The organism is Streptococcus sp. 3167, from assembly GCF_013277175.1.
GTDB lineage: Bacteria > Bacillota > Bacilli > Lactobacillales > Streptococcaceae > Streptococcus > Streptococcus pseudopneumoniae.
In genome coordinates this window covers 1-23,549 of record NZ_VMML01000001.1, presented here as the reverse complement: position 1 = coordinate 23,549, position 23,549 = coordinate 1, and the positions used below count along the sequence as shown (strand labels likewise).

At 38.2% G+C, this 23,549-nt stretch carries 18 protein-coding genes and 7 pseudogenes; 21 read left to right on the top strand and 4 right to left on the bottom strand.

Annotated elements, in window-relative coordinates:
* From HT678_RS00125 to HT678_RS00110, 4 genes and pseudogenes are all read left to right on the top strand, one after another.
* Positions 1 to 175, top strand: a pseudogene (locus tag HT678_RS00125) (IS5/IS1182 family transposase); the annotation flags it as partial.
* Between the two features lie 102 nt (positions 176 to 277).
* Positions 278 to 385 (top strand): annotated as a pseudogene (locus tag HT678_RS00120) (IS5/IS1182 family transposase); the annotation flags it as partial.
* 32 nt (positions 386 to 417) lie between these two features.
* Complete coding sequence (locus HT678_RS00115) at positions 418 to 1,245, top strand: HAD family hydrolase (protein ID WP_023939132.1); 828 nt, start codon at positions 418 to 420, stop codon at positions 1,243 to 1,245.
* Between the two features lie 49 nt (positions 1,246 to 1,294).
* Positions 1,295 to 1,629 (top strand): annotated as a pseudogene (locus HT678_RS00110) (GDSL-type esterase/lipase family protein); the annotation flags it as partial.
* A gap of 33 nt (positions 1,630 to 1,662) precedes the next feature.
* Here the strand turns inward: HT678_RS00110 and HT678_RS00105 are convergent.
* Positions 1,663 to 2,989, bottom strand: a pseudogene (locus tag HT678_RS00105) (transposase).
* A 116-nt stretch (positions 2,990 to 3,105) separates the two neighbouring features.
* On the opposite strand from HT678_RS00105, the pseudogene HT678_RS00100 reads away from it, so the two are divergent.
* The 4 genes and pseudogenes from HT678_RS00100 to HT678_RS00085 all read left to right on the top strand — a co-directional run.
* A pseudogene (locus HT678_RS00100) lies at positions 3,106 to 3,195 on the top strand (platelet activating factor); the annotation flags it as partial.
* Positions 3,196 to 3,278: 83 nt separating this feature from the next.
* The gene (locus tag HT678_RS00095) at positions 3,279 to 4,004 is read left to right on the top strand and encodes a CppA N-terminal domain-containing protein (RefSeq protein WP_050262061.1); all 726 of its coding nucleotides are present in this window, start codon (positions 3,279 to 3,281) and stop codon (positions 4,002 to 4,004) included.
* Positions 4,001 to 4,936 (top strand): serine hydrolase domain-containing protein, encoded by a 936-nt coding sequence (locus HT678_RS00090; protein WP_172924496.1) that lies wholly within the window; start codon positions 4,001 to 4,003, stop codon positions 4,934 to 4,936. Before HT678_RS00095 ends, HT678_RS00090 begins: the two co-directional genes overlap by 4 nt.
* A gap of 8 nt (positions 4,937 to 4,944) precedes the next feature.
* The gene (locus tag HT678_RS00085) at positions 4,945 to 5,841 is read left to right on the top strand and encodes a DMT family transporter (RefSeq protein ID WP_172924495.1); all 897 of its coding nucleotides are present in this window, start codon (positions 4,945 to 4,947) and stop codon (positions 5,839 to 5,841) included.
* A 149-nt stretch (positions 5,842 to 5,990) separates the two neighbouring features.
* Here the strand turns inward: HT678_RS00085 and HT678_RS00080 are convergent, their stop codons facing one another.
* Complete coding sequence (locus tag HT678_RS00080; RefSeq protein ID WP_000936194.1) at positions 5,991 to 6,689, bottom strand: GntR family transcriptional regulator; 699 nt, start codon at positions 6,687 to 6,689, stop codon at positions 5,991 to 5,993.
* Positions 6,690 to 6,866: 177 nt separating this feature from the next.
* Between HT678_RS00080 and guaA the strand changes: the two genes are divergently transcribed.
* Positions 6,867 to 8,429 carry a glutamine-hydrolyzing GMP synthase gene (guaA, locus tag HT678_RS00075; protein ID WP_023936410.1) on the top strand — a complete coding sequence of 521 codons (1,563 nt, stop codon included), beginning with the start codon at positions 6,867 to 6,869 and terminating at the stop codon, positions 8,427 to 8,429.
* Between the two features lie 287 nt (positions 8,430 to 8,716).
* On the opposite strand, the gene HT678_RS00070 is transcribed toward guaA, so the two are convergent.
* Positions 8,717 to 9,616, bottom strand: a complete 900-nt coding sequence (locus HT678_RS00070; RefSeq protein WP_309598702.1) for a site-specific DNA-methyltransferase — start codon at positions 9,614 to 9,616, stop codon at positions 8,717 to 8,719.
* Between HT678_RS00070 and HT678_RS00065 the strand changes: the two are divergent.
* The 9 genes and pseudogenes from HT678_RS00065 to HT678_RS00025 all read left to right on the top strand — a co-directional run.
* Positions 9,559 to 9,744, top strand: a pseudogene (locus HT678_RS00065) (U32 family peptidase C-terminal domain-containing protein); the annotation flags it as partial. The gene HT678_RS00070 and the pseudogene HT678_RS00065 sit on opposite strands and share 58 nt — an antisense overlap.
* Before the next feature lie 357 nt (positions 9,745 to 10,101).
* Positions 10,102 to 10,972 (top strand): annotated as a pseudogene (locus tag HT678_RS00060) (ABC transporter ATP-binding protein).
* Between the two features lie 15 nt (positions 10,973 to 10,987).
* On the top strand, positions 10,988 to 11,716 hold the full coding sequence (locus HT678_RS00055) for a hypothetical protein (RefSeq protein WP_172924494.1): 729 nt from the start codon (positions 10,988 to 10,990) through the stop codon (positions 11,714 to 11,716).
* Between the two features lie 385 nt (positions 11,717 to 12,101).
* Positions 12,102 to 12,311: a helix-turn-helix transcriptional regulator gene (locus tag HT678_RS00050; RefSeq protein WP_001107499.1), complete on the top strand. Its 210-nt coding sequence runs from the start codon at positions 12,102 to 12,104 to the stop codon at positions 12,309 to 12,311.
* Complete coding sequence (locus HT678_RS00045) at positions 12,301 to 12,789, top strand: DUF6773 family protein (RefSeq protein ID WP_000797187.1); 489 nt, start codon at positions 12,301 to 12,303, stop codon at positions 12,787 to 12,789. Before HT678_RS00050 ends, HT678_RS00045 begins: the two co-directional genes overlap by 11 nt.
* A gap of 115 nt (positions 12,790 to 12,904) precedes the next feature.
* A complete protein-coding gene (locus tag HT678_RS00040) occupies positions 12,905 to 14,365 on the top strand; it encodes a nicotinate phosphoribosyltransferase (protein WP_050223552.1) in 1,461 nt (486 codons plus the stop codon).
* A complete protein-coding gene (gene nadE, locus HT678_RS00035; RefSeq protein ID WP_050223550.1) occupies positions 14,362 to 15,186 on the top strand; it encodes an ammonia-dependent NAD(+) synthetase in 825 nt (274 codons plus the stop codon). Before HT678_RS00040 ends, nadE begins: the two co-directional genes overlap by 4 nt.
* 349 nt (positions 15,187 to 15,535) lie before the next feature.
* The gene (locus tag HT678_RS00030) at positions 15,536 to 16,084 is read left to right on the top strand and encodes a GNAT family N-acetyltransferase (RefSeq protein ID WP_050223547.1); all 549 of its coding nucleotides are present in this window, start codon (positions 15,536 to 15,538) and stop codon (positions 16,082 to 16,084) included.
* A 149-nt stretch (positions 16,085 to 16,233) separates the two neighbouring features.
* Complete coding sequence (locus HT678_RS00025) at positions 16,234 to 20,073, top strand: PspC-related protein choline-binding protein 1 (RefSeq protein WP_172924493.1); 3,840 nt, start codon at positions 16,234 to 16,236, stop codon at positions 20,071 to 20,073.
* Positions 20,074 to 20,580: 507 nt separating this feature from the next.
* Here HT678_RS00025 and queA read toward each other — a convergent pair.
* On the bottom strand, positions 20,581 to 21,609 hold the full coding sequence (gene queA / locus HT678_RS00020; RefSeq protein ID WP_119943656.1) for a tRNA preQ1(34) S-adenosylmethionine ribosyltransferase-isomerase QueA: 1,029 nt from the start codon (positions 21,607 to 21,609) through the stop codon (positions 20,581 to 20,583).
* Positions 21,610 to 21,759: 150 nt separating this feature from the next.
* On the opposite strand from queA, the gene HT678_RS00015 reads away from it, so the two are divergent.
* The 3 genes from HT678_RS00015 (at position 21,760) to rpsU (ending at position 23,306) form a co-directional block, all read left to right on the top strand.
* Positions 21,760 to 22,467 (top strand): glucosamine-6-phosphate deaminase, encoded by a 708-nt coding sequence (locus HT678_RS00015; RefSeq protein WP_172924492.1) that lies wholly within the window; start codon positions 21,760 to 21,762, stop codon positions 22,465 to 22,467.
* 73 nt (positions 22,468 to 22,540) lie between these two features.
* Complete coding sequence (locus HT678_RS00010) at positions 22,541 to 23,050, top strand: hypothetical protein (protein ID WP_172924491.1); 510 nt, start codon at positions 22,541 to 22,543, stop codon at positions 23,048 to 23,050.
* Positions 23,051 to 23,129: 79 nt separating this feature from the next.
* A complete protein-coding gene (rpsU, locus tag HT678_RS00005; RefSeq protein WP_000048054.1) occupies positions 23,130 to 23,306 on the top strand; it encodes a 30S ribosomal protein S21 in 177 nt (58 codons plus the stop codon).
* Positions 23,307 to 23,549 lie beyond the last annotated feature (243 nt).

Genomic DNA, 23,549 nt, shown 5'->3' with positions numbered 1-23,549 from the left:
ACAATCTGGTAAAATCTTGTCTGACAGTGGTTATCAAGGGCTCATGAAGCTATATCCTCAAGCGCAAACTCCGAGGAAATCCAGCAAACTCAAGCCGCTAACAGCTGAAGAGAAAGCCTGTAACCATGCGCTATCTAAGGAGAGAATCAAGGTTGAGAATATTTTTGACAAAGTATAGTAGATTGAAACTAGAATAGTACACCTCTACTTCTAAAACATTGTTAGAAATCGATTTGACTGTCCTGATCGATTTGTCCTGTTCTTATTTCATTGCACTATGAAAACGTTTAAAATATCTTCAACAACCTATCGAAATCATCGTAAACACTTCGGATTACGAATGAATTTGATTGCTGGTATTATCAATCATGAACTAGGATTCTAGTTTTGCAGGAAGTCTAATCAAGAGGAAAGTAAATGACGATTAAGGTAATTGCGACAGATATGGATGGGACCTTGCTGGATGCTAGAGGCCAGCTTGATCTCCCACGCTTGGAAAAGATTGTGGATCAGTTGGATCAAAGGGGGATTCGTTTTGTCATCGCGACAGGGAATGAAATTCACCGCATGAGGCAACTACTGGAGCACTTGGTGGATCGAGTGGTTCTGGTTGTTGCCAATGGTGCTCATATTTTTGAAAACAATGAATTGATTCAGGCTCAGACTTGGGATGATGCCATTGTCGATAAGGCTTTGGCTCATTTCGAGGGTCGAGCGTGTCAGGATCAATTTGTTGTAACAGGGATGAAGGGTGGTTTCGTCAAGGAAGGTACCATTTTTACAGACCTTGAAAGTTTTATGACTCCAGAAATGATTGAAGAATTCTACCAACGAATGAATTTTGTGGATGAATTAACCTCTGACCTCTTTGGTGGTGTGCTCAAGATGAGTATGGTTGTTGGTGAGGAACGTTTGAATTCGGTATTGGAAGAAATCAATGACCTCTTTGATGGCCGTGTTCGGGCTGTATCGAGTGGCTATGGTTGCATTGATATCCTCCAAGCTGGAATTCATAAAGCATGGGGCTTGGAAGAATTACTCAAGCGTTGGGACTTGAACCCCCAACAAATCATGGCTTTTGGCGATAGTGAAAATGATGTTGAAATGCTTGAAATGGCTGGAATTGCCTATGCGATGGAAAATGCTGATGACAAAGCCAAAGCTGTGGCGACGGCTCTAGCGCCAGCCAATAGCCAAGGAGGAGTTTACCAAGTATTGGAAAACTGGTTAGAAAAAGGAGAATGAAGTAGCAGTACAGTTATTAGAAAATTGGTTACTAAAGGAACAAGAAAAAATCCAAACTAAGTATCGTCACCTAAATCAGGTTTCAGTTGTAGAGCCAGATATTCTTTTTATTGGGGATTCCATTATCGAATATTATCCTCTGCAGGAGTTGTTTGGGACTTCAAAGACAATTGTCAATCGAGGAATTTGTGGCTATCAGACAGGACTGTTATTAGAGAATCTGGATGCGCATCTGTACGGTGGGGAGGTAGATAAAATTGTCCTTTTAATTGGGACGAACGATATTGGAAAAGATGTGCCTGTGAATGAGGCTCTCAATAATCTCGAAGCTATCATCAATCCATTGCTCGCGATTATTCACTGACTGAGATAAAATTACTTTCCGGCTCTTTGTCAACTGTAGTGGGTTGAAGTCAGCTAAGCACGAGAAAGGACAAATTTCGTCCTTTCTTTTTTGATGTTCAGAGCGATAAAAATCCGTTTTTTGAAGTTTTCAAAGTTTCGAAAACCAAAGGCATTGCGCTTGATAAGTTTGATGAGATTATTGGTCGCTTCCAGTTTGGCGTTAGAATAGTGTAGTTGAAGGGCGTTGACAATCTTTTCTTTATCCTTGAGGAAGGTTTTAAAAACAGTCTGAAAAAGAGGATGAACCTGCTTTAGATTGTCCTCAATAAGTCCGAAAAATGTCTCTGGTTCCTTATTCTGGAAGTGAAAAAGCAAGAGCTGATAGAGATTGTAGTGGTGTTTTAAGTCTTCTGAATAGCTCAAAAGCTTGTCAAGAATCTCTTTATTGGTTAAGTGCATACGAAAAGTAGGGCGATAAAAACGTTTATCGCTGAGTTTACGACTATCCTGTTGAATGAGTTTCCAGTAGCGCTTGATAGCCTTGTATTCATGGGATTTTCGATGAAACTGATTCATGATTTGGACATGCACACGACTCATAGCACGGTTAAGATGTTGTACAATGTGAAAGCGATCCAACACGATTTTAGCATTCGGGAGTGAAACAGTCTGGGAGACTGTTTCAGCCTGAGCCTAGAAATTTGAAAGCGAATCTGTTTAGCTAAGTCATAGTAAGGACTAAACATATCCATAGTAATAATTTTCACTCGACATCGGACAGCTCTATCGTAGCGAAGAAAGTGATTTCGAATGATAGCTTGTGTTCTTCCCTCAAGAACAGTGATGATATTGAGATTGTTAAAATCTTGCGCAATGAAGCTCATCTCCATCTCCCGATTGAAACAGTCACTCCCTGGACTGTTTCAACGTCCCAAGACATAATCTTAGGCAGATTTCTAACATTACACTCAAAGTGGAAGTCATTGAGCTTTCGAATGACAGTTGAAGTTGAAATGGAAAGCTGATGGTCAATATCAGTCATAGAAATCTTTTCAATTAACTTTTGAGCAATTTTTTGATTGATGATACGAGGGATTTGGTGATTCTTCTTGACGATAGAAGTTTCAGCGACCATCATTTTTGAACAGTGATAGCACTTGAATCGACGCTTTCTAAGTAGAATTCTAGTAGGCATACCAGTCGTTTCAAGATAAGGAATTTTAGAAGGTTTTTGAAAGTCATATTTCTTCATTTGACTTCCGCACTTAGGACAAGATGGAGCTTCATAGTCCAGTTTGGCGATGATTTCCTTGTGTGTATCCTTATTGATGATATCCATAAATTGGATATTAGGGTCTTTAATGTCAAGGAGTTTTGTGATAAAATGTAATTGTTCCATATGATTCTTTCTAATGAGTTGTTTTGTCGCTTTTCATTATAGGTCATATGGGACTTTTTTTCTACACAAAAATAGGCTCCATAATATCTATAGGGGATTTACCCACTACAAATATTATAGAGCCAGAATATACAACTGATGGACTGCACCTCAGTGTTGCTGGTTATCAGGTTTTGACAAAAGCCTTGAAAGGCTATCTTTACTAAATAGCTAAATAAAGTTAAATTTGAGCATAATATCTTGTAAAAAATTCTAAAATCCTTTAAAATAAAAAGTGATGGAGGAATTTATGAATGTAAATCAGATTGTACGGATTATTCCTACTTTAAAAGTTAATAATAGAAAATTAAATGAAACATTTTATATTGAAACCCTTGGCATGAAGGCCTTGTTAGAAGAATCAGCCTTCCTATCACTAGGGGACCAAACAGGTCTTGAAAAGCTGGTTTTAGAAGAAGCACCAAGCATGCGTACTCGTAAGGTAGAGGGACGAAAAAAACTGGCTAGATTGATTATCAAGGTGGAAAATCCCTTAGAAATCGAGGGACTCTTATCTAAAACAGATTCGATTCATCGATTATATAAAGGTCAAAATGGCTACGCTTTTGAAATTTTTTCACCAGAAGATGATTTGATTTTGATTCATGCGGAAAATGATAGAGCAAGTCTAGTAGAAGTAGAAGAAAATCCTGAATTTCAAACAGATTTGGAATCAATTTCTTTAAGTAAATTTGAGATTTCTATAGAATTACACCTCCCAACGGATGTAGATAGTTTCTTGGAACTATCTGAAATTGGGACATCACTTGATTTTATCCCAGCTCAGGGTCAAGATTTGACTGTGGACAATACGGTTACTTGGGACTTATCTATGCTCAAGTTTTTGGTCAATGAACTAGATATAGAAAGTCTTCGTCAGAAGTTTGAGTCTACTGAATATTTTATTCCTAAGTCTGAAAAATTCTTCCTTGGTAAAGATAGAAATAATGTTGAATTGTGGTTTGAAGAAGTATGAAGTGGACCAAGATTATTAAAAAAATAGAAGAACAAATCGAGGCAGGGATCTATCCCGGAGCCTCTTTTGCGTATTTTAAGGACCATCAATGGACAGAGTTCTATTTAGGTCAGAGTGACCCAGAGCATGGCTTGCAGACTAAGGCAGGACTGTTTTATGACCTAGCTAGTGTCAGCAAGGTTGTTGGGGTTGGCACAGTTTGTACCTTCTTGTGGGAAAACAGTCAATTAGATATTGACAGACCAGTAACCGATTTTTTAGCTGAGAGTGATTATCCAGACATCACTATTCGTCAGCTCTTGACTCACGCAACAGATCTTGATCCTTTTATTCCCAATCGTGATCTTTTAACAGCTTCTGAATTAAAGGAAGCGATGTTTCATCTCAAGAGACGAAGTCAGCCAGCCTTTCTTTATTCGGATGTCCATTTTTTGCTGTTAGGTTTTATCTTGGAAAGAATCTTTAATCAAGATCTGGATGTGATTTTACAGGAGCAAGTTTTTAATCCTTGGGGAATGAATGAAACCCAGTTTGGGCCGGTTGAGCTCGCTGTTCCAACAGTTAGAGGTGTAGAGGCAGGTATGGTACATGATCCCAAGGCTCGTCTCCTGGGCAGACATGCTGGTAGTGCTGGTTTGTTTTCGACTGTAAAGGATTTACAAATCTTTTTAGAACACTATTTAGCAGATGATTTTGCAAGAGATTTGAGTCAAAATTTTTCACCTTTGGATGACAAGGAACGTTCTTTGGCATGGAATTTGGCAGGAGATTGGCTAGACCATACGGGCTATACAGGTACCTTTATCATGTGGAATCGTCAGAAGCAAGAAGCGGCCATTTTCCTATCGAATCGTACCTATGAAAAGGATGAGAGGGCTCAATGGATTGTAGACCGCAATCAAGTGATGAACTTGATTCGCAAAGAAGAGTAAGGAGAGACATGTCAAATAGTTTAAAAGGGACTTTACTAACAGTTGTGGCAGGGATAGCTTGGGGCTTGTCAGGAACGAGTGGCCAATACCTGATGGCACACGGAATTTCAGCTCTGGTTTTGACCAACTTGCGTCTTTTAATCGCTGGTGGAGTTCTCATGTTCTTGGCTTATGCTACTGCAAAGGATAAAATGCTGGCCTTTTTAAAGGATAGAAAGAGTTTGCTGTCTCTTCTTATTTTTGCTCTAATTGGTCTATTCCTCAATCAATTTGCCTATCTAACTGCTATTCAGGAGACCAATGCAGGTACTGCGACGGTGCTTCAGTATGTTTGTCCTGTTGGGATTTTGATTTATAGCTGTATCAAGGATAAGGTGGCGCCAACACTGGGAGAGATTGTTTCCATTATATTAGCCATCGGAGGAACCTTCCTGATCGCAACTCATGGGCAGTTGGACCAGTTATCCATTACACCTTCTGGCCTATTCTGGGGTCTCTTTTCTGCCTTGACTTATGCTCTGTATATCATTTTACCCATAGCCTTGATTAAGAAGTGGGGGAGTAGCTTGGTCATTGGTGTGGGAATGGTCATAGCAGGTTTGGTCGCCCTTCCTTTTACAGGGGTTCTACAGACTACTATCCCAACAAGTCTTGATTTTCTCCTCGCTTTTGCGGGCATTATCCTTATCGGGACTGTCTTTGCCTATACAGCCTTTCTAAAAGGAGCCAGTCTGATTGGGCCGGTCAAGTCAAGTTTGTTGGCTTCAATTGAGCCAATTTCGGCTGTTTTCTTTGCTTTCCTAATCATGAATGAACAATTTTATCCCATTGATTTTCTTGGTATGGCAATGATATTGTTTGCTGTAACCCTGATTTCTTTGAAAGATTTAGTCTTAGAAAAATAAAAAGACTCTTTGTCGTCCGTGACAGAGAGTTTTTGCGTAGTATTTTATACTCAATAAAAATCAAAGAGCAAACTAGGAAACTAGCCGCAGACTGTACTTGAGTACGGCACGGCGACGTTGACGCGGTTTGAAGAGATTTTCGAAGAGTATTAATTGTTTTCAAGATAAAATTCAAAACGTTCGCCTACATATTGACTTTTTACGTATTCAAAAGCAGTACCATCTTCTAGGTAGGAAACCTGAGTCAGACCAAGAATAGCATGTCCTTTTTCAACTTCTAAATAGTGGGCGATTTTTTCCTTAGCAAGGCGAGCATAGATGGTCTGATGTGATTTACCAATACGGTAGCCATGTTTTTGCAGTGTTTGGAAGAAATGACTAGTGATTTCTTCTTTTTTAAAGTCCTTAATGAATTTTTCAGGAATAGAAGCAACTTCATAAACCAGAGGAACTTTGTCGGCATAGCGGACCCGCTCCATTCGGATAATATTTTCGGTAGGAGAAATTCCTAGCTTGGCAACTTCCTGCTCATTGGGAATGGTTTTTCTGTAGGAAATGAGCTGGCTAGAGGGTACTTTACCTTGGGACTTAACAATTTCAGTAAAACTGGTTGTCCCTCGCATCTTTTCTTGTACCCGAGTACTGGACACAAAGGTGCCACTTCCAACTCTGCGCTCTAAAACACCTTCTTCAACCAATAGAGATACGGCTTGGCGGAGGGTCATGCGGCTGACCGAAAACTGCTCTGCTAAATCTCTTTCACTGGGAAGTCTCTCACCAATAGCCCAACGGTGCTCGTCAATATCCTTTTTAATCTGATCGTGGATTTTCATATAAGCAGGTAGCATATTTTTCACTTCATTTCTATCTTTTCTCTATTGTACCCCAATAAACTAGAAAAAGTCAAACTTCGCCTTGTTTATACTCTTCGAAAATNNTTTGATTTTCATTGAGTATTAGTTGGTAATTCGCCCTTATTTGTGATAGAATATTGGAAAAGATATTTCTTTTGAGAAAGGAAAAAGATGAGCAACATTTCAACTGATTTGCAAGATGTAGAAAAAATCATCGTATTGGACTATGGTAGCCAATACAACCAGCTGATTTCACGCCGTATCCGTGAGATTGGTGTTTTTTCGGAACTAAAAAGCCATAAAATTTCAGCTGCTGAAGTTCGTGAAATCAATCCTGTAGGAATTATCCTATCAGGTGGTCCAAACTCTGTATACGAAGATGGTTCATTTGATATTGACCCAGAAATCTTCGAACTTGGAATTCCAATTTTGGGAATTTGTTATGGTATGCAGTTATTGACCCATAAACTTGGAGGAAAAGTTGTTCCTGCAGGTGATGCTGGAAATCGTGAATACGGTCAATCAACCCTAACACACACACCATCATCTCTTTTTGAATCAACACCTGATGAACAGACTGTATTGATGAGCCATGGTGATGCAGTTACCGAGATTCCTGCTGCCTTTGTTCGTACAGGTACATCAGCTGACTGCCCATACGCAGCCATCGAAAACCCAGATAAACACATTTACGGTATCCAGTTCCACCCAGAAGTTCGTCATTCTGTATACGGAAATGATATCCTTCGTAACTTTGCCCTTAACATCTGTAAGGCTAAAGGCGACTGGTCAATGGATAACTTCATCGATATGCAGATCCAAAAAATCCGTGAAACCGTCGGTGATAAACGTGTCCTTCTTGGCCTTTCAGGTGGGGTTGACTCTTCAGTTGTTGGAGTTCTTCTCCAAAAAGCGATTGGCGATCAATTGATCTGTATCTTCGTGGATCACGGTCTTCTTCGTAAAGGAGAAGCGGACCAAGTTATGGACATGCTTGGTGGTAAGTTTGGTTTGAATATCGTCAAAGCAGACGCAGCTAAACGTTTCCTTGATAAACTTGCAGGAGTTTCTGACCCTGAACAAAAGCGTAAAATCATCGGTAACGAGTTTGTCTATGTCTTTGATGACGAAGCAAGCAAGCTCAAAGATGTGAAATTCCTTGCTCAAGGAACTCTTTATACAGACGTTATCGAGTCTGGTACGGATACAGCTCAAACTATCAAGTCACACCACAACGTGGGTGGTCTTCCAGAAGACATGCAGTTTGAATTGATCGAACCATTGAATACTCTTTACAAGGACGAAGTTCGTGCCCTTGGTACAGAGCTTGGTATGCCAGACCATATCGTATGGCGCCAACCATTCCCAGGACCAGGACTTGCGATCCGTGTCATGGGTGAAATCACTGAAGAGAAACTTGAAACTGTTCGTGAGTCGGACGCTATTCTTCGTGAAGAAATTGCTAAAGCTGGTCTTGACCGCGATATCTGGCAATACTTCACAGTTAATACAGGCGTTCGTTCAGTTGGGGTTATGGGTGACGGTCGTACATATGACTACACGATTGCAATCCGTGCTATTACCTCTATTGATGGTATGACTGCGGACTTTGCCAAAATTCCTTGGGATGTCCTTCAAAAAATCTCAGTACGTATCGTAAACGAAGTGGATCATGTTAACCGTATCGTCTATGATATTACAAGTAAACCACCTGCAACAGTTGAGTGGGAGTAATTTTAAACTAATAAAAAATGCTTTGAAATCAGTGTTTCAGAGCATTTTTTGTTCTTTCTGTAAATAATTTGCAAACTATAGTAACTGTTGACTTTTACTTAACCATTTTTCGATTGTAAGTTCAAAATGGTCAACTACTATTATATTTTCAGGAATCGTATCAAAATCAAATAATAAATTATCTGAATGAGTTTTTATAACTACTCCAAAATCAAGTTTTTTGGAGTTTATAGCATTCTGTAATAAAGAGATACTTTCATTCAGACATTCATTATTTTTTTGAATTTTTATAGGTATCGGTTTTTTTGAAAATGTTTAGGTAAAAAACCATCAATTCCTTTATTTCTTTGAACAATTTTTGCCTGTAATAATTTAAGAATGTTTTCCTCTTCCTCAGTTTTGGTTCTATATGCTTCGATTCCTTTATTCAATAAATTTGAACTTGTTTTTATAACATTTTCCAGACGTTGCTGAGTTATATTGATAGCTTCCTCAGATAAATCAATCCCCATATAATTTCTATTCAAAATCTTGGAGGCTACTAAAGTAGTTCTACTTCCACAGAACGGGTCTAAAACTATATCATTTTTATCAGTAGCAATCTTTATAATTTGTTCTAATAACAGAATAGGTTTTTGTGTAGGATAACCTACTCTTTCTTTAGCTTTTGGATTAAGAAATGGTATATTCCAAACATCTGAAAGGGGAACTCCATTTTTCTCTTTTGCTAGAAGATAGTTACCATTATTATCAACTTTATATATAGTTTTAGAGTTTCCATCTCGTTTTCGTTCCACTAGTATTTGGTCGATATTTGTAGTAGAAGAATACTCTGTAAAAATTGTATTAAATTTAAAATCTTTTGACTTTGAATAAAAGTAAATGTTTTGATGATTGTTCAATAATCCCTTTTTTGAATTAGACCACCGTTTATAGTTCCATATAATTTCGCTTTGAAACATATCTGCTCCAAAGATATTATCTAAAATTAATCTAATATGATGATTTGCAATTTTATCACAATGAACGAAAATACTGCCACTATTTTTTAGCACTCTTTTGCATTCTTCTAATCTTACAGATAAAAATTCTTTGTAATCCTCAATCGAAGTCCATGTATCTTCAAATTGAAACCTATATTGAGGATCTTCACGATGCCAAAGGCAATAAAATCGACCGTGCTCCAAATCCAATGGAACTCTTGACTATTAAAGTCCCACAACCTGTTCAAGCTGGAGACATGGTTCGAGCTCTTAAAGAGGGTCTCATCAATCTTTATAAGGAAGATGGAACCAGTGTCACAGTTCGAGCTTAATGTAGTTGTTTAGTGTTAAAAAATTATGCAAAGCTCCATATACAACACTTAAACAAGATTAAAGAATGGCGAAATCCCTTGATGCGCAAGGGATTAGCTGTCCTTTTTTATTTTTTAAGTGATAAAGTCGAAGCTTAGGTATCAAAGCATATTAAATTAAACAAAGAAGGGATATCATCGATATTTTGAAATCCTATATTTAAACTTAACACTCTCTATTTTTTATGGTAGAGAGTTTTTTTGCTAATAAAATCTTACAAAATGACATTTATATATTGCATTAAGTTAGATATATGATATAATGTTGTTAAAAAGAGGCGCAACTTTTTAAACTCAATAAGAATCAAAGAGCAAACCATGAATATTGATGGAGGAATAAAAAATGGAAGTTATAAATGTAAGTAAGCATTATGGTCATTCAATCATTCTCAAAGATATAAATTTTGCACTTAACAAGGGTGAAATTGTTGGTCTAGTAGGGAGAAATGGAGTTGGTAAGAGTACGTTGATGAAAATTCTTGTTCAGAATAATCAACCGACTTCAGGTAATATTATAAGCAGTGATAATGTTGGGTATTTAATCGAAGAACCAAAATTATTTTTATCTAAAACAGGTTTAGAGAATTTAAAATATTTGTCAAATTTATATGGTGTTGACTACAATCAAGAAAGATTTAGAAGTTTGATTCAAGAGTTAGATTTGACTCAGTCTATTAATAAAAAAGTAAAGACCTATTCTTTGGGTACAAAACAAAAATTAGCTTTGCTTCTAACTCTCGTTACGGAACCTGATATATTGATTTTAGATGAACCGACTAATGGTTTAGATATTGAATCATCACAAATAGTTTTATCGGTTCTAAAAAATTTAGCTTTACATGAAAATGTGGGAATTTTAATATCGAGTCATAAATTAGAAGATATTGAAGAAATTTGTGAGAGGGTTCTTTTCTTGGAGAACGGGCTTTTGACATTTCAAAAAGTAGGAAAAGATAGTCATAATTTCTTGTTTGAGATAGCTTTTTCATCAGCTACAGATAGAGACATTTTCATTACCAAACAAGAATTTGGGGATATTGTTCAGGAAGAGGGACTGAGAATTACTATGTCTGGGAATATTCAAAGTAGTGAGCTTTTTAAATTTTTTAACGAAAACTCTATTAAAGTAGTTGATTTTGAAACTAAAAAAGAGACGCTTAAAGATATTTATCTAAATCGTTCAAAATAAAGGAAGGTTATAATCATGAAATTAAATAAATTGAATTTTCTTAAGGAAAATATAAGAAATTTATATTCATCAGGCGTAATATATCTCGGTTTGCTTATCTCGTTTATACCGCCGATATTGGTTACATTCTTTATTCTAAAGACTCAAGGGACATCGCTTGGTATTAAGCATATTTCAAACTTTTATGCTATGCTCGGTATGTTAATGGCTGTTATACATGCTAATCGAGTCATTAGTAGAGATTTTTCCCACAATACGGTAAGTTTGTTTTATAATCAACAGAAGAATCGGATGATTTACGTCTTGTCTAATTTTCTATATGCCATCTCAGTTTCCATTATTTATGCTTTGAATGGCATTGTGTTACTAGTCATAGTAAGTAAATTGGGTATTCCAGGTGATTTAGGATTAGATTTTATAGTAGCTATTGTAGTCAATACAATTTTGTTAGTCCTGTTTTATTTTCTATTATCTTACATTTTCTATTTATACAAATTGAAAAGTGGCTTGGTATTTGGTATTTTAGTAGCTTTACTACTCTTTATCCCTAATATATTAAATACGATTATGATGAATACTAGTAATGATTTGTTTATCAAAGCGATTGAACTTCTTCCTTTTTATTCCTTACCTGTATTTGTTGCTTCAAATACGATGTCTATTAGTCAGTATCTTGTGGTAATCACTACAATCATTTTATTGTACTTTTTCACTCTTAAGAAAAGCAAGAAGTATTCATTTTAGTTTCATTTAGTATTATTTTGCATACCTAAAATACAATAAAAAAATCAGTCATCTTGGTATGCTCCTGCTTTCACTATTCAACACGTTTTTGACTTATACTAGGCTCATTTCCAAAAGCATTATATAATAGTGATATGAAACCAACTAAACTAAACAAGAAATATAAGCAATAAAAACTCGTTTAAAAGATCCTACTAAAGCTAATACTAAATAAAAATAAAAGAGTAAACTAGGAAGTTTATTTCAAACAACCTAAAATACTGATTTTCGGCTGAAGATAATACTGGAGTGCTAATTAATGGGGTTATAATAAATAGTTGACAGCTTGTGTTGGTTTTGGATTTTTTAAGAGTAGATGAGTATTAAAACTATAAGGAGGACGCCGGTGGCTAAAAATTTAAAATTAAAATTAGCTCGTGTAGAGCTTGATTTAACTCAAGGTCAACTGGCAGAGGCTGTGGGGGTGACGCGCCAGACTATTGGTTTGATAGAGGCGGGGAAATACAATCCCAGTCTCTCACTCTGCCAGTCCATTTGCAGATGTTTAGGGAAAAGCCTAGACCAACTATTTTGGGAGGAAGAAGATGAAAAATAGATTTTATTATTATCAATTACTTGACGAAAGAGAAGAACAACTAATCAATAAAGCTGGGGCAGAATCCTTTTCCCTCTTTATTGGGCTTGTACTTCTAAGCTATTTGGTGGCAGTGTTGGCTCCATCTCTTTTTAATCCGAATTTTCTAGTCTATACTCTGATAGTAGGAATTTTCTTCTTTTTCAATCGTGCCCGTTATCTGGGAGTGACCTACTATAGTCGTTTTCATTTTACGATTTTGGGTTGTTTTTTTCTAACCTTGGCGATTACGGCTCTTTTGATGTTGCAGAATTATCAATTCAACATAGAAATTTATCAGCACAATCCTTTGAACATTAAATACCTGTCTGTTTGGGTCATTACTTATGTCATTTACCTTCCTTGGGTTTTTATAGGCAATCTCGGTCTGAAGAGCTATGGAGAATGGGCTCAGAAAAAATTTGAGCAAGACATGGATGAACTGGAGAGTAGTGAATAGCTTGTTACTCTTTTCTCAATCCAGCTAAAATGTGATATAATAGTACTAATTTATTGGAATACATGAAAGTTCTTGAAAATTTTCATGGGTTTCTAGCTAAGGAAGTAGGAAAAGTATGTATCCAGATGATAGTTTGACATTGCACACGGACTTGTACCAGATTAACATGATGCAGGTTTACTTCGACCAAGGGATTCACAATAAAAAGGCGGTCTTTGAGGTTTATTTCCGTCAGCAGCCTTTTAAAAATGGCTATGCGGTTTTTGCAGGTTTGGAAAGAATTGTGAATTATCTTGAAGACTTGTGTTTTTCAGATAGTGATATTGCCTATTTGGAGTCTCTAGGCTATCATGGGGCATTCTTGGACTATCTCCGCAATTTCAAGTTGGAGTTGACCGTTCGTTCTGCCCAAGAAGGGGATTTGGTTTTTGCTAATGAACCGATTGTGCAAGTTGAAGGCCCTCTAGCTCAATGTCAGTTGGTCGAAACAGCTCTTTTGAACATCGTTAACTACCAGACCTTGGTGGCGACTAAGGCAGCTCGTATTCGTTCGGTCATCGAAGATGAACCCTTGATGGAGTTTGGGACACGTCGGGCGCAAGAGATGGATGCGGCTATCTGGGGAACACGCGCAGCGGTGATTGGTGGTGCCAATGGAACTAGTAACGTGCGTGCTGGTAAACTCTTTGACATTCCTGTCTTGGGGACCCATGCCCATGCCTTGGTACAGGTTTATGGTAACGACTATAAGGCCTTCAAGGCTTATGCTGCGACCCATAAAAATTGCGTCTTTCTTGTGGATACCTATGACACACTTCGAATTGGGGTACCCGCTGCCATTCAGGTGGCGCGTGAGCTGGGTGACCAGATTAATTTCCTTGGTGTCCGCATTGACTCTGGGGATATTGCCTACATTTCCAAGAAAGTCCGTCAGCAATTGGACGAGGCTGGCTTTACAGAAGCTAAGATTTATGCTTCAAATGACCTAGATGAAAATACTATCCTCAACCTCAAGATGCAAAAGGCCAAGATTGATGTCTGGGGTGTGGGAACTAAGCTGATTACAGCCTATGACCAGCCAGCTCTTGGTGCAGTTTATAAGATTGTGGCAATCGAAGATGAAAATGGGAACATGCGCAATACGATTAAGCTGTCAAATAATGCTGAAAAAGTGTCTACGCCAGGTAAGAAGCAGGTGTGGCGCATTACCAGTCGTGAAAAAGGCAAGTCAGAAGGCGATTATATCACTTATGACGGCGTAGATGTTGCCAGCATGACAGAAATCAAGATGTTCCATCCGACCTATACTTACATCAAGAAGACGGTTCGTAATTTTGACGCTGTTCCTCTCTTAGTGGATATCTTCAAAGACGGGAAATTGATTTACAACCTGCCTAGCTTAACTGAGATTCAGGACTATGCTCGTAAGGAATTTGACAAGCTTTGGGATGAATACAAGCGCGTGCTCAATCCGCAGCACTATCCAGTGGATTTGGCGCGTGATGTATGGCAAGATAAGATGGACTTGATTGATAAGATGCGCAAGGAAGCCCTTGGTGAAGGAGAAGAAGAATGAGTTTGCAAGAAACGATTATCCAAGAGCTGGGTGTCAAACCAGTGATTGATTCCCAGGAAGAAATCCGTCGTTCTATTGATTTCTTAAAAAGATACCTGAAAAAACATCCCTTTCTTAAAACCTTTGTGCTAGGGATTTCTGGAGGACAAGACTCAACCTTAGCAGGACGATTGGCTCAACTGGCCATGGAAGAATTGCGAGCAGAAACGGGAGACGACAGCTACAAATTTATCGCTGTTCGTTTGCCATATGGAGTGCAAGCTGATGAAGCAGATGCTCAAAAAGCACTAGCCTTTATCCAGCCTGATGTCAGTTTAGTCGTCAATATTAAGGAATCAGCTGACGCTATGACAGCTGCAGTTGAAGCGACAGGTAATCTTGTTTCAGATTTTAACAAGGGCAATATCAAGGCTCGTTGCCGTATGATTGCTCAGTATGCCCTTGCTGGTGCCCATAGCGGAGCGGTCATTGGAACAGACCATGCTGCGGAAAATATCACAGGTTTCTTTACCAAGTTTGGTGACGGGGGTGCAGATATTCTCCCTCTTTATCGCCTCAATAAACGCCAAGGAAAACAACTTTTGAAGGAACTTGGTGCAGACCCAGCCCTTTATGAAAAAATCCCAACAGCAGACCTAGAAGAAGATAAACCAGGTCTAGCTGACGAAGTAGCGCTCGGAGTCACTTATGAAGAGATTGACGACTACCTAGAAGGCAAAACAATCAGCCCAGAAGCCCAAGCAAGAATCGAAAACTGGTGGCACAAAGGCCAACATAAACGCCACCTACCCATCACCGTATTTGATGACTTTTGGGAGTGAAAAGGTCCGGGGGATCTTTTTAGCTTCTTGCCCTGAAATTAAAAAGCAAGAAAAACCTCCAGTGGAGGTTTTCAGCCTCTCACCTTGAAATAAAAAAGTGAGAGTAGGTCTGGGGGATCTTGAACCCCGAGTTTAGAAATAAGAAAATGAGGCAGATTCGGTAACTCGAAGAGTTCGATTTCATCGTCTTACCCCTGCAACGATGACTAGGTTTGAAAAAGCTTGCTAGAGCGCATTTCAAACCAGGCAGCGACTGCGTCAAGAAATTAGAAGACAAACTCGTTTTCTAGCTGTTACTGAGTTGAGCCTTTTTACTACGAGCATAGAAATAAGGAAGTGAGGTAGCATCATGAAAGCTATCGGTACGCAAATATTACAGACAGAACGTTTGATTTTAAGAAGATTTGTGGAGAGTGATTCAGAAGCTATGTTTCAAAATTGGGCTTCATCCGCTGAGAATCTGACCTATGTTACCTGGGATCCCCATCCTGATGTCGAGGTGACTCGAAATTCGATTCGTAACTGGGTTGCTTCCTATACTAATCCCAACTATTACAAATGGGCTATTTGTCTCAAAGAAAACCCAGAGCAAGTGATAGGAGATATCAGCATCGTTGCAATAGATGAGAACAATTCTTCTTGTGAAATTGGCTATATTTTAGGAAAAAACTATTGGGGTCGTGGTCTTATGACAGAGGCCTTAAAAGCTGTCTTGGACTTTTGTTTTACTCAAGTAGGTTTTCAAAAGGTCAGAGCTCGATATGCCAGTCTCAACCCAGCTTCAGGTCGTGTCATGGAGAAGGCTGGAATGTCCTATCTAAAAACCATTGTTAATGGTGTAGAGAGAAAAGGCTATCTTGCGGATCTTATTTATTATGGTATAAGTAGGGAAGACTAGTGAATTTTTTCTGTTTCCATCGAAGTCAACTATTTATTGTAAATATAATAATTGGCATTCTAAGTTTATTTGATGTGTGAAACATATTGTTTAACATTTACCAAAAAAGATGCTATACTAGAAGTAGTAATTTTTAGAAGGAGGATGTAATGGCAAAATCTAATACTAATAAGCGCTATGCATTACGTAAACTCGGGAAGATTTTTGGTTCTGTGATAATCGGGCTAACTTTATTTTTAGGAGGAATCCTGAATACAAGTTTTGTTCATGCTGATGGGGCAGATGTGACAAGTGAATTGGATGATAATTTTGAAACCCAAGATAACCGAAAAGATATCCCCTATGAAACAATATACGAAAGAGATGACAATCTTCCTAAAGGAACGAAAGAAACAAAAACACCTGGTAAAAAAGGAATAAAAGCTACCGTAAAAACATATTCATCTACAACTTTACAGTTGGTCAGCGAGAAATCTGACGTTGTTATTCTTCAACCTCAAACAGAAGTTATCAAAGTGGGAACAAAGCCTACTGTAGTTACCGAAACGATTAGCTCTCTTATTAGATATATAAAAGATGCCACTCGCCCTGTTGGAAGTAATGTTTTAACAGAAAGTGATGGGGAGGATGGTATTAAGAAAATTACCACTACCTATTCTTTAAACGAAAATACTGGAGAGGTTACGGTTAAAGAAAACACAACTACTATTGAGAAAAAAGCGCAAGATATCGTCTATAAAGTCGGAGCTCAAGATAAAATTCAAGAAACTACGATTAATCATAAAAAAATATATGAGAACGATGATAATCTTGAAGTTAGAACACGAAAAGTAAAAACTCCAGGAGAAAATGGAAAAATAGTTACAACTACTTCATATAGTGTATCCCCTACTAATGGTACACCTACTCCTAATACACCAATAGAAAAAAGAACAGAACCTAAAACTGAAGTGATAACAATTGGTACTAAACCTACTGTTCGTGTTAAAGATTTTTATTCAGAAGAAGTTAAGTTCGTAAAAGATTTAGAACATCAAAAAGGAAGTAACCCTGAGACTATACCTGGAGAAAAAGGAACTAAAGAAATCACTACAACATACAAACTAGATACAAATACCGGAGAAGTCTCAGAACTAGAAACAACCGAAAAAATACTAACTCAGCCTACTCCTACTGTTGTAAAAGTCCCTGCTAAAGATAAGATTGAGCATAAAGATATTCCAATAGAAGCAGAATACGAGGCGGACCCCACGTTAGAAAAAGGGAAAAAAGTAGATGATCCAAATCGTCAAGGTAAACTAGGTATCAGAACTATTACTACTACTTACAGAATTGAAAATGGTAAAGCAGTAGAGGATACTTCTACAGAAAAAGTAACAACTCCTATGGAAAAGAAAATCATAAAAGTCGGAACTAAACCTACTGTTCGTGTTGGAGATATTGAATCAAAAGAAGTTAAGTTCGAAAAAGATTTAGAACATCCAAGAGGAAGTAACCCTGAAACTATACCTGGAGAAAATGGAACTAAGGAAATCACTACAACATACAAATTAGATACAAATACTGGAGAAGTCTCAGAACTAGAAACAACTGAAAAAATACTAACTCAGCCTACACCTACTGTTGTAAAAGTTCCAGCTAAAGATAAGGTAGAAAAACGCATCGCCGAAAAAAGTACAAATATCCGTTTTGAAAAAGATGAAACTAGAGACCGTAGTGAAAATCCTATTACAATTGACGGAGAGGACGGAACTGTAACCACGACAACGACCTACGATGTTAATCCAGAGAATGGTCATGTTACCGAAAAGGTTACCGTAGAGAAAAAAGAAGCCACGGATACAGTTATCAAAGTTCCAGCTAACAGCAAGGTTGAGCGTGAAGTTCTGCCTACAAGTGTCATCCGTTTTGAAAAAGATGAAACAAAAGACCGTAGTGAAAATCCTGTTACAACTGACGGAGAGGATGGCTATGTAACCACGACAAGGACCTACGATGTTAATCCAGAGACTGGTAAGGTCACAGAAAAGGTTACTGTAGACAGAAAAGAACCGACAGACACAGTTATCAAAGTTCCAGCCAAAAGCAAGGTTGAGCGTGAAGTTCTGCCTACAAGTGTCATCCGTTTTGAAAAAGATGAAAGTAAAGCTCGTAGTGAAAATCCTGTTACAATTGACGGAGAGGATGGCTATGTAACCACGACGACGACCTACGATGTTAATCCAGAGAATGGTAAGGTTACCGAAAAAGTTACTGTAGACAGAAAAGAAGCTACGGATACAGTTATCAAAGTTCCAGCCAAAAGCAAGGTTGAGCGTGAAGTTCTGCCTACAAGTGTCATCCGTTTTGAAAAAGATGAAACAAAAGACCGTAGTGAAAATCCTGTTACAACTGACGGAGAGGATGGCTATGTAACCACGACGACGACCTACGATGTCAATCCAGAAACTGGTCATGTTACCGAAAAAGTTACTGTTGATAGAAAAGAAGCCACGGATACAGTTATCAAAGTTCCAGCCAAAAGCAAGGTTGAGCGTAAAGTCCTTCCTACAAGTGTCATCCGTTATGAAAAAGATGAGAGTAGAGACCGAGGAGCTTCTATTGAGATGGTTGACGGAGAGGATGGCTATGTAACCACGACGACGACCTACGATGTTAATCCAGAGAATGGTAAGGTTACCGAAAAAGTTACTGTAGACAGAAAAGAAGCTACGGATACAGTTATCAAAGTTCCAGCCAAAAGCAAGGTTGAGCGTGAAGTTCTGCCTACAAGTGTTATCCGTTTTGAAAAAGATGAAACTAGAGACCGTAGTGAAAATCCTGTTACAACTGACGGAGAGGATGGCTATGTAACCACGACGACGACCTACGATGTCAATCCAGAAACTGGTCATGTTACCGAAAAAGTTACTGTTGATAGAAAAGAAGCCACGGATACAGTTATCAAAGTTCCAGCCAAAAGCAAGGTTGAAGAAGTTCTTGTTCCATTTGCTACTAAATATGAAGCAGACAATGACCTTTCTGCAGGACAGGAGCAAGAGATTACTCTAGGAAAGAATGGGAAAACAGTTACAACGATAACTTATGATGTAGATGGAAAGAGTGGACAAGTAACTGAGAGTACTTTAAGTCAAAAAGAAGACTCTCAAACAAGAGTTGTTAAAAAAGGAACCAAGCCCCAAGTTCTTGTCCAAGAAATTCCAATCGAAACAGAATATCTCGATGACTCAACTCTTGATAAAGGTCAAGAAATAGAAGAAGCAGGAGAAATTGGTGAAATTACGCTTACTACAATCTATACTGTAGATGAACGTGATGGAACAATTGAAGAAACTACTTCTCGTCAAATTACTAAAGAGATGGTAAAAAGACGTATAAGGAGAGGGACGAGAGAACCTGAAAAAGTTGTTGTTCCTGAGCAATCATCTATTCCTTCGTATCCTGTATCTGTTACATCTAACCAAGGAACAAACGCAGCAGTAGAATTAGCTAAACCAGTTGCTCCAACAACAGGTTGGAAACAAGAAAATGGTATGTGGTATTTTTATAATACTGATGGTTCCATGGCAACAGGTTGGGTACAAGTGAATGGTTCATGGTACTACCTCAACTCTAATGGTTCCATGGCAACAGGTTGGGTACAAGTGAATGGTTCATGGTACTATCTCAACTCTAACGGTTCCATGGCAACAGGTTGGGCACAAGTGAATGGTTCATGGTACTATCTCAACTCTAACGGTTCCATGGCAACAGGTTGGGAGCAAGTTGATGGTTCATGGTACTATCTCAACGATAATGGTTCTATGGAGATAGGCTGGCTACAAAATAATGGTTCATGGTACTACCTCAACAGCAACGGTTCTATGAAAGCCAATCAATGGTTCCAAGTTGGCAGTAAATGGTATTATGTAAATGCATCGGGTGAGCTAGCGATCAATACAAGTATAGATGGCTATAGAGTCAATGATAATGGTGAATGGGTGCGTTAACAGATTCCTCCCTGCGACACAATTGATAATAGTATGTCTGAATATATAATTATGTATAAAAAGCTATAGATAAGGTCATCTTATAGCGACTATAAAAAGTGAACAAGCCTAGTCTTCTGTACATTAGAATTCAGGTTTGTTCACTTTTTGTTTAGTCTTTGATTTTGAGACTAAGGAGAGTCAGGGTCAAAGTAGTGAATGATTCTGAAACCACTCATAATAGTCTCTTGAGAGGACAGATAAGAGTAACAAATATGGTGCTACTCATGTATCTTGTATTTTGATTTACAAACAGCGAAGAAAATATAGGAAGCTGAAATAAAATATAGATGAATCGATTTGGAGAGTCAACGCAATCTATGGCAATATTTTCGCAGCTAGGGAGAAACATTTTAATTTTAATGTACTAGGCGTCCTCTACAGTTAGCTAGAGTTTCAATTGTAGATGTTCTTTGAAATAATATCTTAGCGATTTATTGGTATTAGAAGATTTAGAGAAATTCTTTTTCAATAAATAAACATGGCGTCACCAAAACTGAAGAAGCGGTAGTGTTCTTGGATGGCATGGTGGTAGGCATCTAAGACTAATTCACGGCCTGCAAAGGCAGAAACCAACATGACCAGAGTTGATTTTGGCAGGTGGAAGTTGGTTGAGAAGGCATCCACGACCTTCCACTCATAGCCAGGTTTGATAAAGATATTGGTCCAGCCAGAATCTGCTTGGATTTGCCCCTCAAACTTGGAACCAATAGTTTCCAAGGTGCGGATAGAAGTGGTTCCGACAGCGATGACACGACCACCATTTTCCTTAACAGAGCGGAGAGTTGCAGCTGCTTCCTCAGAAAGTTGATAGAACTCTGAGTGCATTTCGTGTTCGTCTAGATTGTCCACAGAAACGGGTCTAAAGGTTCCGAGTCCGACATGAAGAGTCAGATAGACTAGATGAACACCCTTAGCTTGGATTTCTGCTAGCAGTTCTTTGGTGAAGTGAAGTCCAGCAGTTGGTGCAGCAGCTGAGCCGCTTTCCTTGGCGTAAACTGTTTGATAGCGTTCACGGTCATCCAGTTTTTCGTGGATATAAGGTGGCAGCGGCATTTCACCCAGACTTTCCAAAACTTCTAGGAAAATTCCGTGGTATTCGAAGCGGACAATGCGGCCTCCGTGGGTCAATTCTTCTGTCACGACAGCGCTGAGGCGACCATCACCAAAGCTGATACGAGTACCGACCTTGAGGCGTTTGGCAGGTTTAGCCAGAACTTCCCACTCATCTCCAGCAGTATTTTTGAGCAGGAGAAGTTCCACATGGCCTCCAGTTTCTTCCTTTTGACCATAGAGGCGGGCAGGGAGAACGCGGGTGTCGTTCATAACGAGGGCATCACCAGGTTCCAGCATATCAATAATGGAGTGGAAGTGTTTGTCCTGCATTTTTCCTGTCTCACGGTTGACGATGAGGAGTTTAGAGGCATCTCGTTTTTCAAGGGGCGTTTGGGCAATCAATTCCTCGGGTAAGTGGAAATCAAAATCAGCTGTATTCATATATCTGTTCATTCTTTCTAAGTTCTAATCTTATCCATTATAACATGTTTCAAGTTTGGACGCTCTTTTTTTAGAAATTAAATCGTTTTCACTTGACAAAAATTGGTCTATACCATATAATAAATATAGATAGAAATGGAGGATGAAAAGATGAAAGTTATTAAAGTTGAAAACCAAATCGAAGGTGGAAAAGTTGCTTTTGAGATTTTGAAAGAAAAGTTGGTAAATGGCGCTCAAACCCTAGGACTTGCGACAGGAAGTAGCCCACTTGAATTTTACAAGGAAATTGTTGAGAGTGACCTTGATTTTTCAAATCTAACCAGTGTCAACCTTGATGAGTATGTAGGCCTTGATGGCGACAATCCTCAGTCTTACCGTCACTTCATGCAAGAAAACTTGTTCAACCAAAAACCATTTAAAGAAAGTTTCTTGCCTCGTGGGGTTAAGGATCATGCTGAAGCTGAAGTTGAACGCTACAACCAAATTTTGGCTGACCATCCAGTTGACCTCCAAATCTTGGGAATCGGTCGCAATGGACATATCGGATTTAATGAGCCTGGTACTCCATTTGACAGTCAAACGCATCTAGTAGAACTTGACCAGTCTACTATCGAAGCCAATGCGCGCTTCTTTGACAAGATTGAAGACGTCCCAACCCAAGCTATTTCAATGGGGATTAAAAACATTTTGGATGCCAAGTCTATTATTCTTTTTGCTTACGGTGAGTCGAAAGCAGAAGCCATTGCCGGAACAGTGTCTGGCCCAGTGACTGAGTCTCTACCAGCAAGTAGCTTGCAAAACCACTCTGATGTGACCATCATTGCAGATGCTGAAGCGCTCAGCTTACTTGAAAAATAAATTCAGAACCACTTGCTCATTGGAGTGAGTGGTTTTAGACATATAAAACTTCAACTTCACTTTAGGAGTACAGATGAATAAAGAAGAATTTCTAAAAATAAAAGAAGCATATAAGAGTGCTAGAACAGAAGAGAAAAACAGAATAATAGACTACATTACAAAGAAGAAAGATCAGGAAGGGAATTATCTTTTTACTAAATCAAAAGATAAACCATATAACACAAGAAATCAATATTCAGGATGCAGAGGATCTAAAAAATACACCTCGGGTAGTAGATTATCTAGACCATATGATTTATCAAATCATATGTGGATTGATTTGAATTATAAAGGAAATGATATACTAATCTCTTTACAGTCTTTTGATATTGATCCAAATAGTAAAGAACTTCACGTCTTATATGATAGAATAGGCATCTTATTTGAACAATCTAAAAAAATTCCAATTTTAAAAGATTGTTATACAATAACTAAAGTTAGCGATGCTTTTCTTAAAATGGAAACAACGAACTGGGAATTACCTTTATCTGAAGCAGATAGGGAGGAGATGGTGAACTATATTATTAATCATTATGAAGAATAAAAAACTTAGTTTTCTCTTGACAATTATTCCTTTTACGTGTAGAATAAAATAGATATTGAACTTGAAGGGAGTGAAAAAAATGTCTAAAACAGTAGTACGTAAGAATGAATCTCTTGACGACGCACTTCGTCGTTTCAAACGTGCGGTTACTAAAGCTGGTACTCTTCAAGAAACACGCAAACGTGAATTCTATGAAAAACCTTCTGTAAAACGTAAACGTAAATCAGAAGCAGCTCGTAAACGTAAAAAATTCTAATTAGAAATGAAAGGCTGGAGAAATCTAGTCCTTTTTCTTTTAATACTCTTCGAAAATCTCTTCAAACCACGTCAACGTCGCCTTGCCGTATGTATGTGACTGACTTCGTCAGTTCTATCCACAACCTCAAAGCAGTGCTTTGAGCAACCTGCGGCTAGTTTCCTAGTTTGCTCTTTGATTTTCATTGAGTATTAGTTATGCTTTCACCTCGATTCCTAGTCTCATGAGATTTTCATTGAGGAT

What these genes read in the sequence shown, in the direction of transcription:
- HT678_RS00080 (WP_000936194.1), bottom strand. Translation starts at nt 6,689, where the DNA reads ATGCTACCTGCTTATATGAAAATCCACGATCAGATTAAAAAGGATATT.
- HT678_RS00115 (WP_023939132.1), top strand. Translation starts at nt 418, where the DNA reads ATGACGATTAAGGTAATTGCGACAGATATGGATGGGACCTTGCTGGAT.
- HT678_RS00040 (WP_050223552.1), top strand. Translation starts at nt 12,905, where the DNA reads ATGTATCCAGATGATAGTTTGACATTGCACACGGACTTGTACCAGATT.
- nadE (WP_050223550.1), top strand. Translation starts at nt 14,362, where the DNA reads ATGAGTTTGCAAGAAACGATTATCCAAGAGCTGGGTGTCAAACCAGTG.
- HT678_RS00095 (WP_050262061.1), top strand. Translation starts at nt 3,279, where the DNA reads ATGAATGTAAATCAGATTGTACGGATTATTCCTACTTTAAAAGTTAAT.
- queA (WP_119943656.1), bottom strand. Translation starts at nt 21,609, where the DNA reads ATGAATACAGCTGATTTTGATTTCCACTTACCCGAGGAATTGATTGCC.
- HT678_RS00045 (WP_000797187.1), top strand. Translation starts at nt 12,301, where the DNA reads ATGAAAAATAGATTTTATTATTATCAATTACTTGACGAAAGAGAAGAA.
- HT678_RS00090 (WP_172924496.1), top strand. Translation starts at nt 4,001, where the DNA reads ATGAAGTGGACCAAGATTATTAAAAAAATAGAAGAACAAATCGAGGCA.
- HT678_RS00025 (WP_172924493.1), top strand. Translation starts at nt 16,234, where the DNA reads ATGGCAAAATCTAATACTAATAAGCGCTATGCATTACGTAAACTCGGG.
- guaA (WP_023936410.1), top strand. Translation starts at nt 6,867, where the DNA reads ATGAGCAACATTTCAACTGATTTGCAAGATGTAGAAAAAATCATCGTA.
- HT678_RS00085 (WP_172924495.1), top strand. Translation starts at nt 4,945, where the DNA reads ATGTCAAATAGTTTAAAAGGGACTTTACTAACAGTTGTGGCAGGGATA.
- HT678_RS00015 (WP_172924492.1), top strand. Translation starts at nt 21,760, where the DNA reads ATGAAAGTTATTAAAGTTGAAAACCAAATCGAAGGTGGAAAAGTTGCT.
- HT678_RS00055 (WP_172924494.1), top strand. Translation starts at nt 10,988, where the DNA reads ATGAAATTAAATAAATTGAATTTTCTTAAGGAAAATATAAGAAATTTA.
- rpsU (WP_000048054.1), top strand. Translation starts at nt 23,130, where the DNA reads ATGTCTAAAACAGTAGTACGTAAGAATGAATCTCTTGACGACGCACTT.
- HT678_RS00030 (WP_050223547.1), top strand. Translation starts at nt 15,536, where the DNA reads ATGAAAGCTATCGGTACGCAAATATTACAGACAGAACGTTTGATTTTA.
- HT678_RS00010 (WP_172924491.1), top strand. Translation starts at nt 22,541, where the DNA reads ATGAATAAAGAAGAATTTCTAAAAATAAAAGAAGCATATAAGAGTGCT.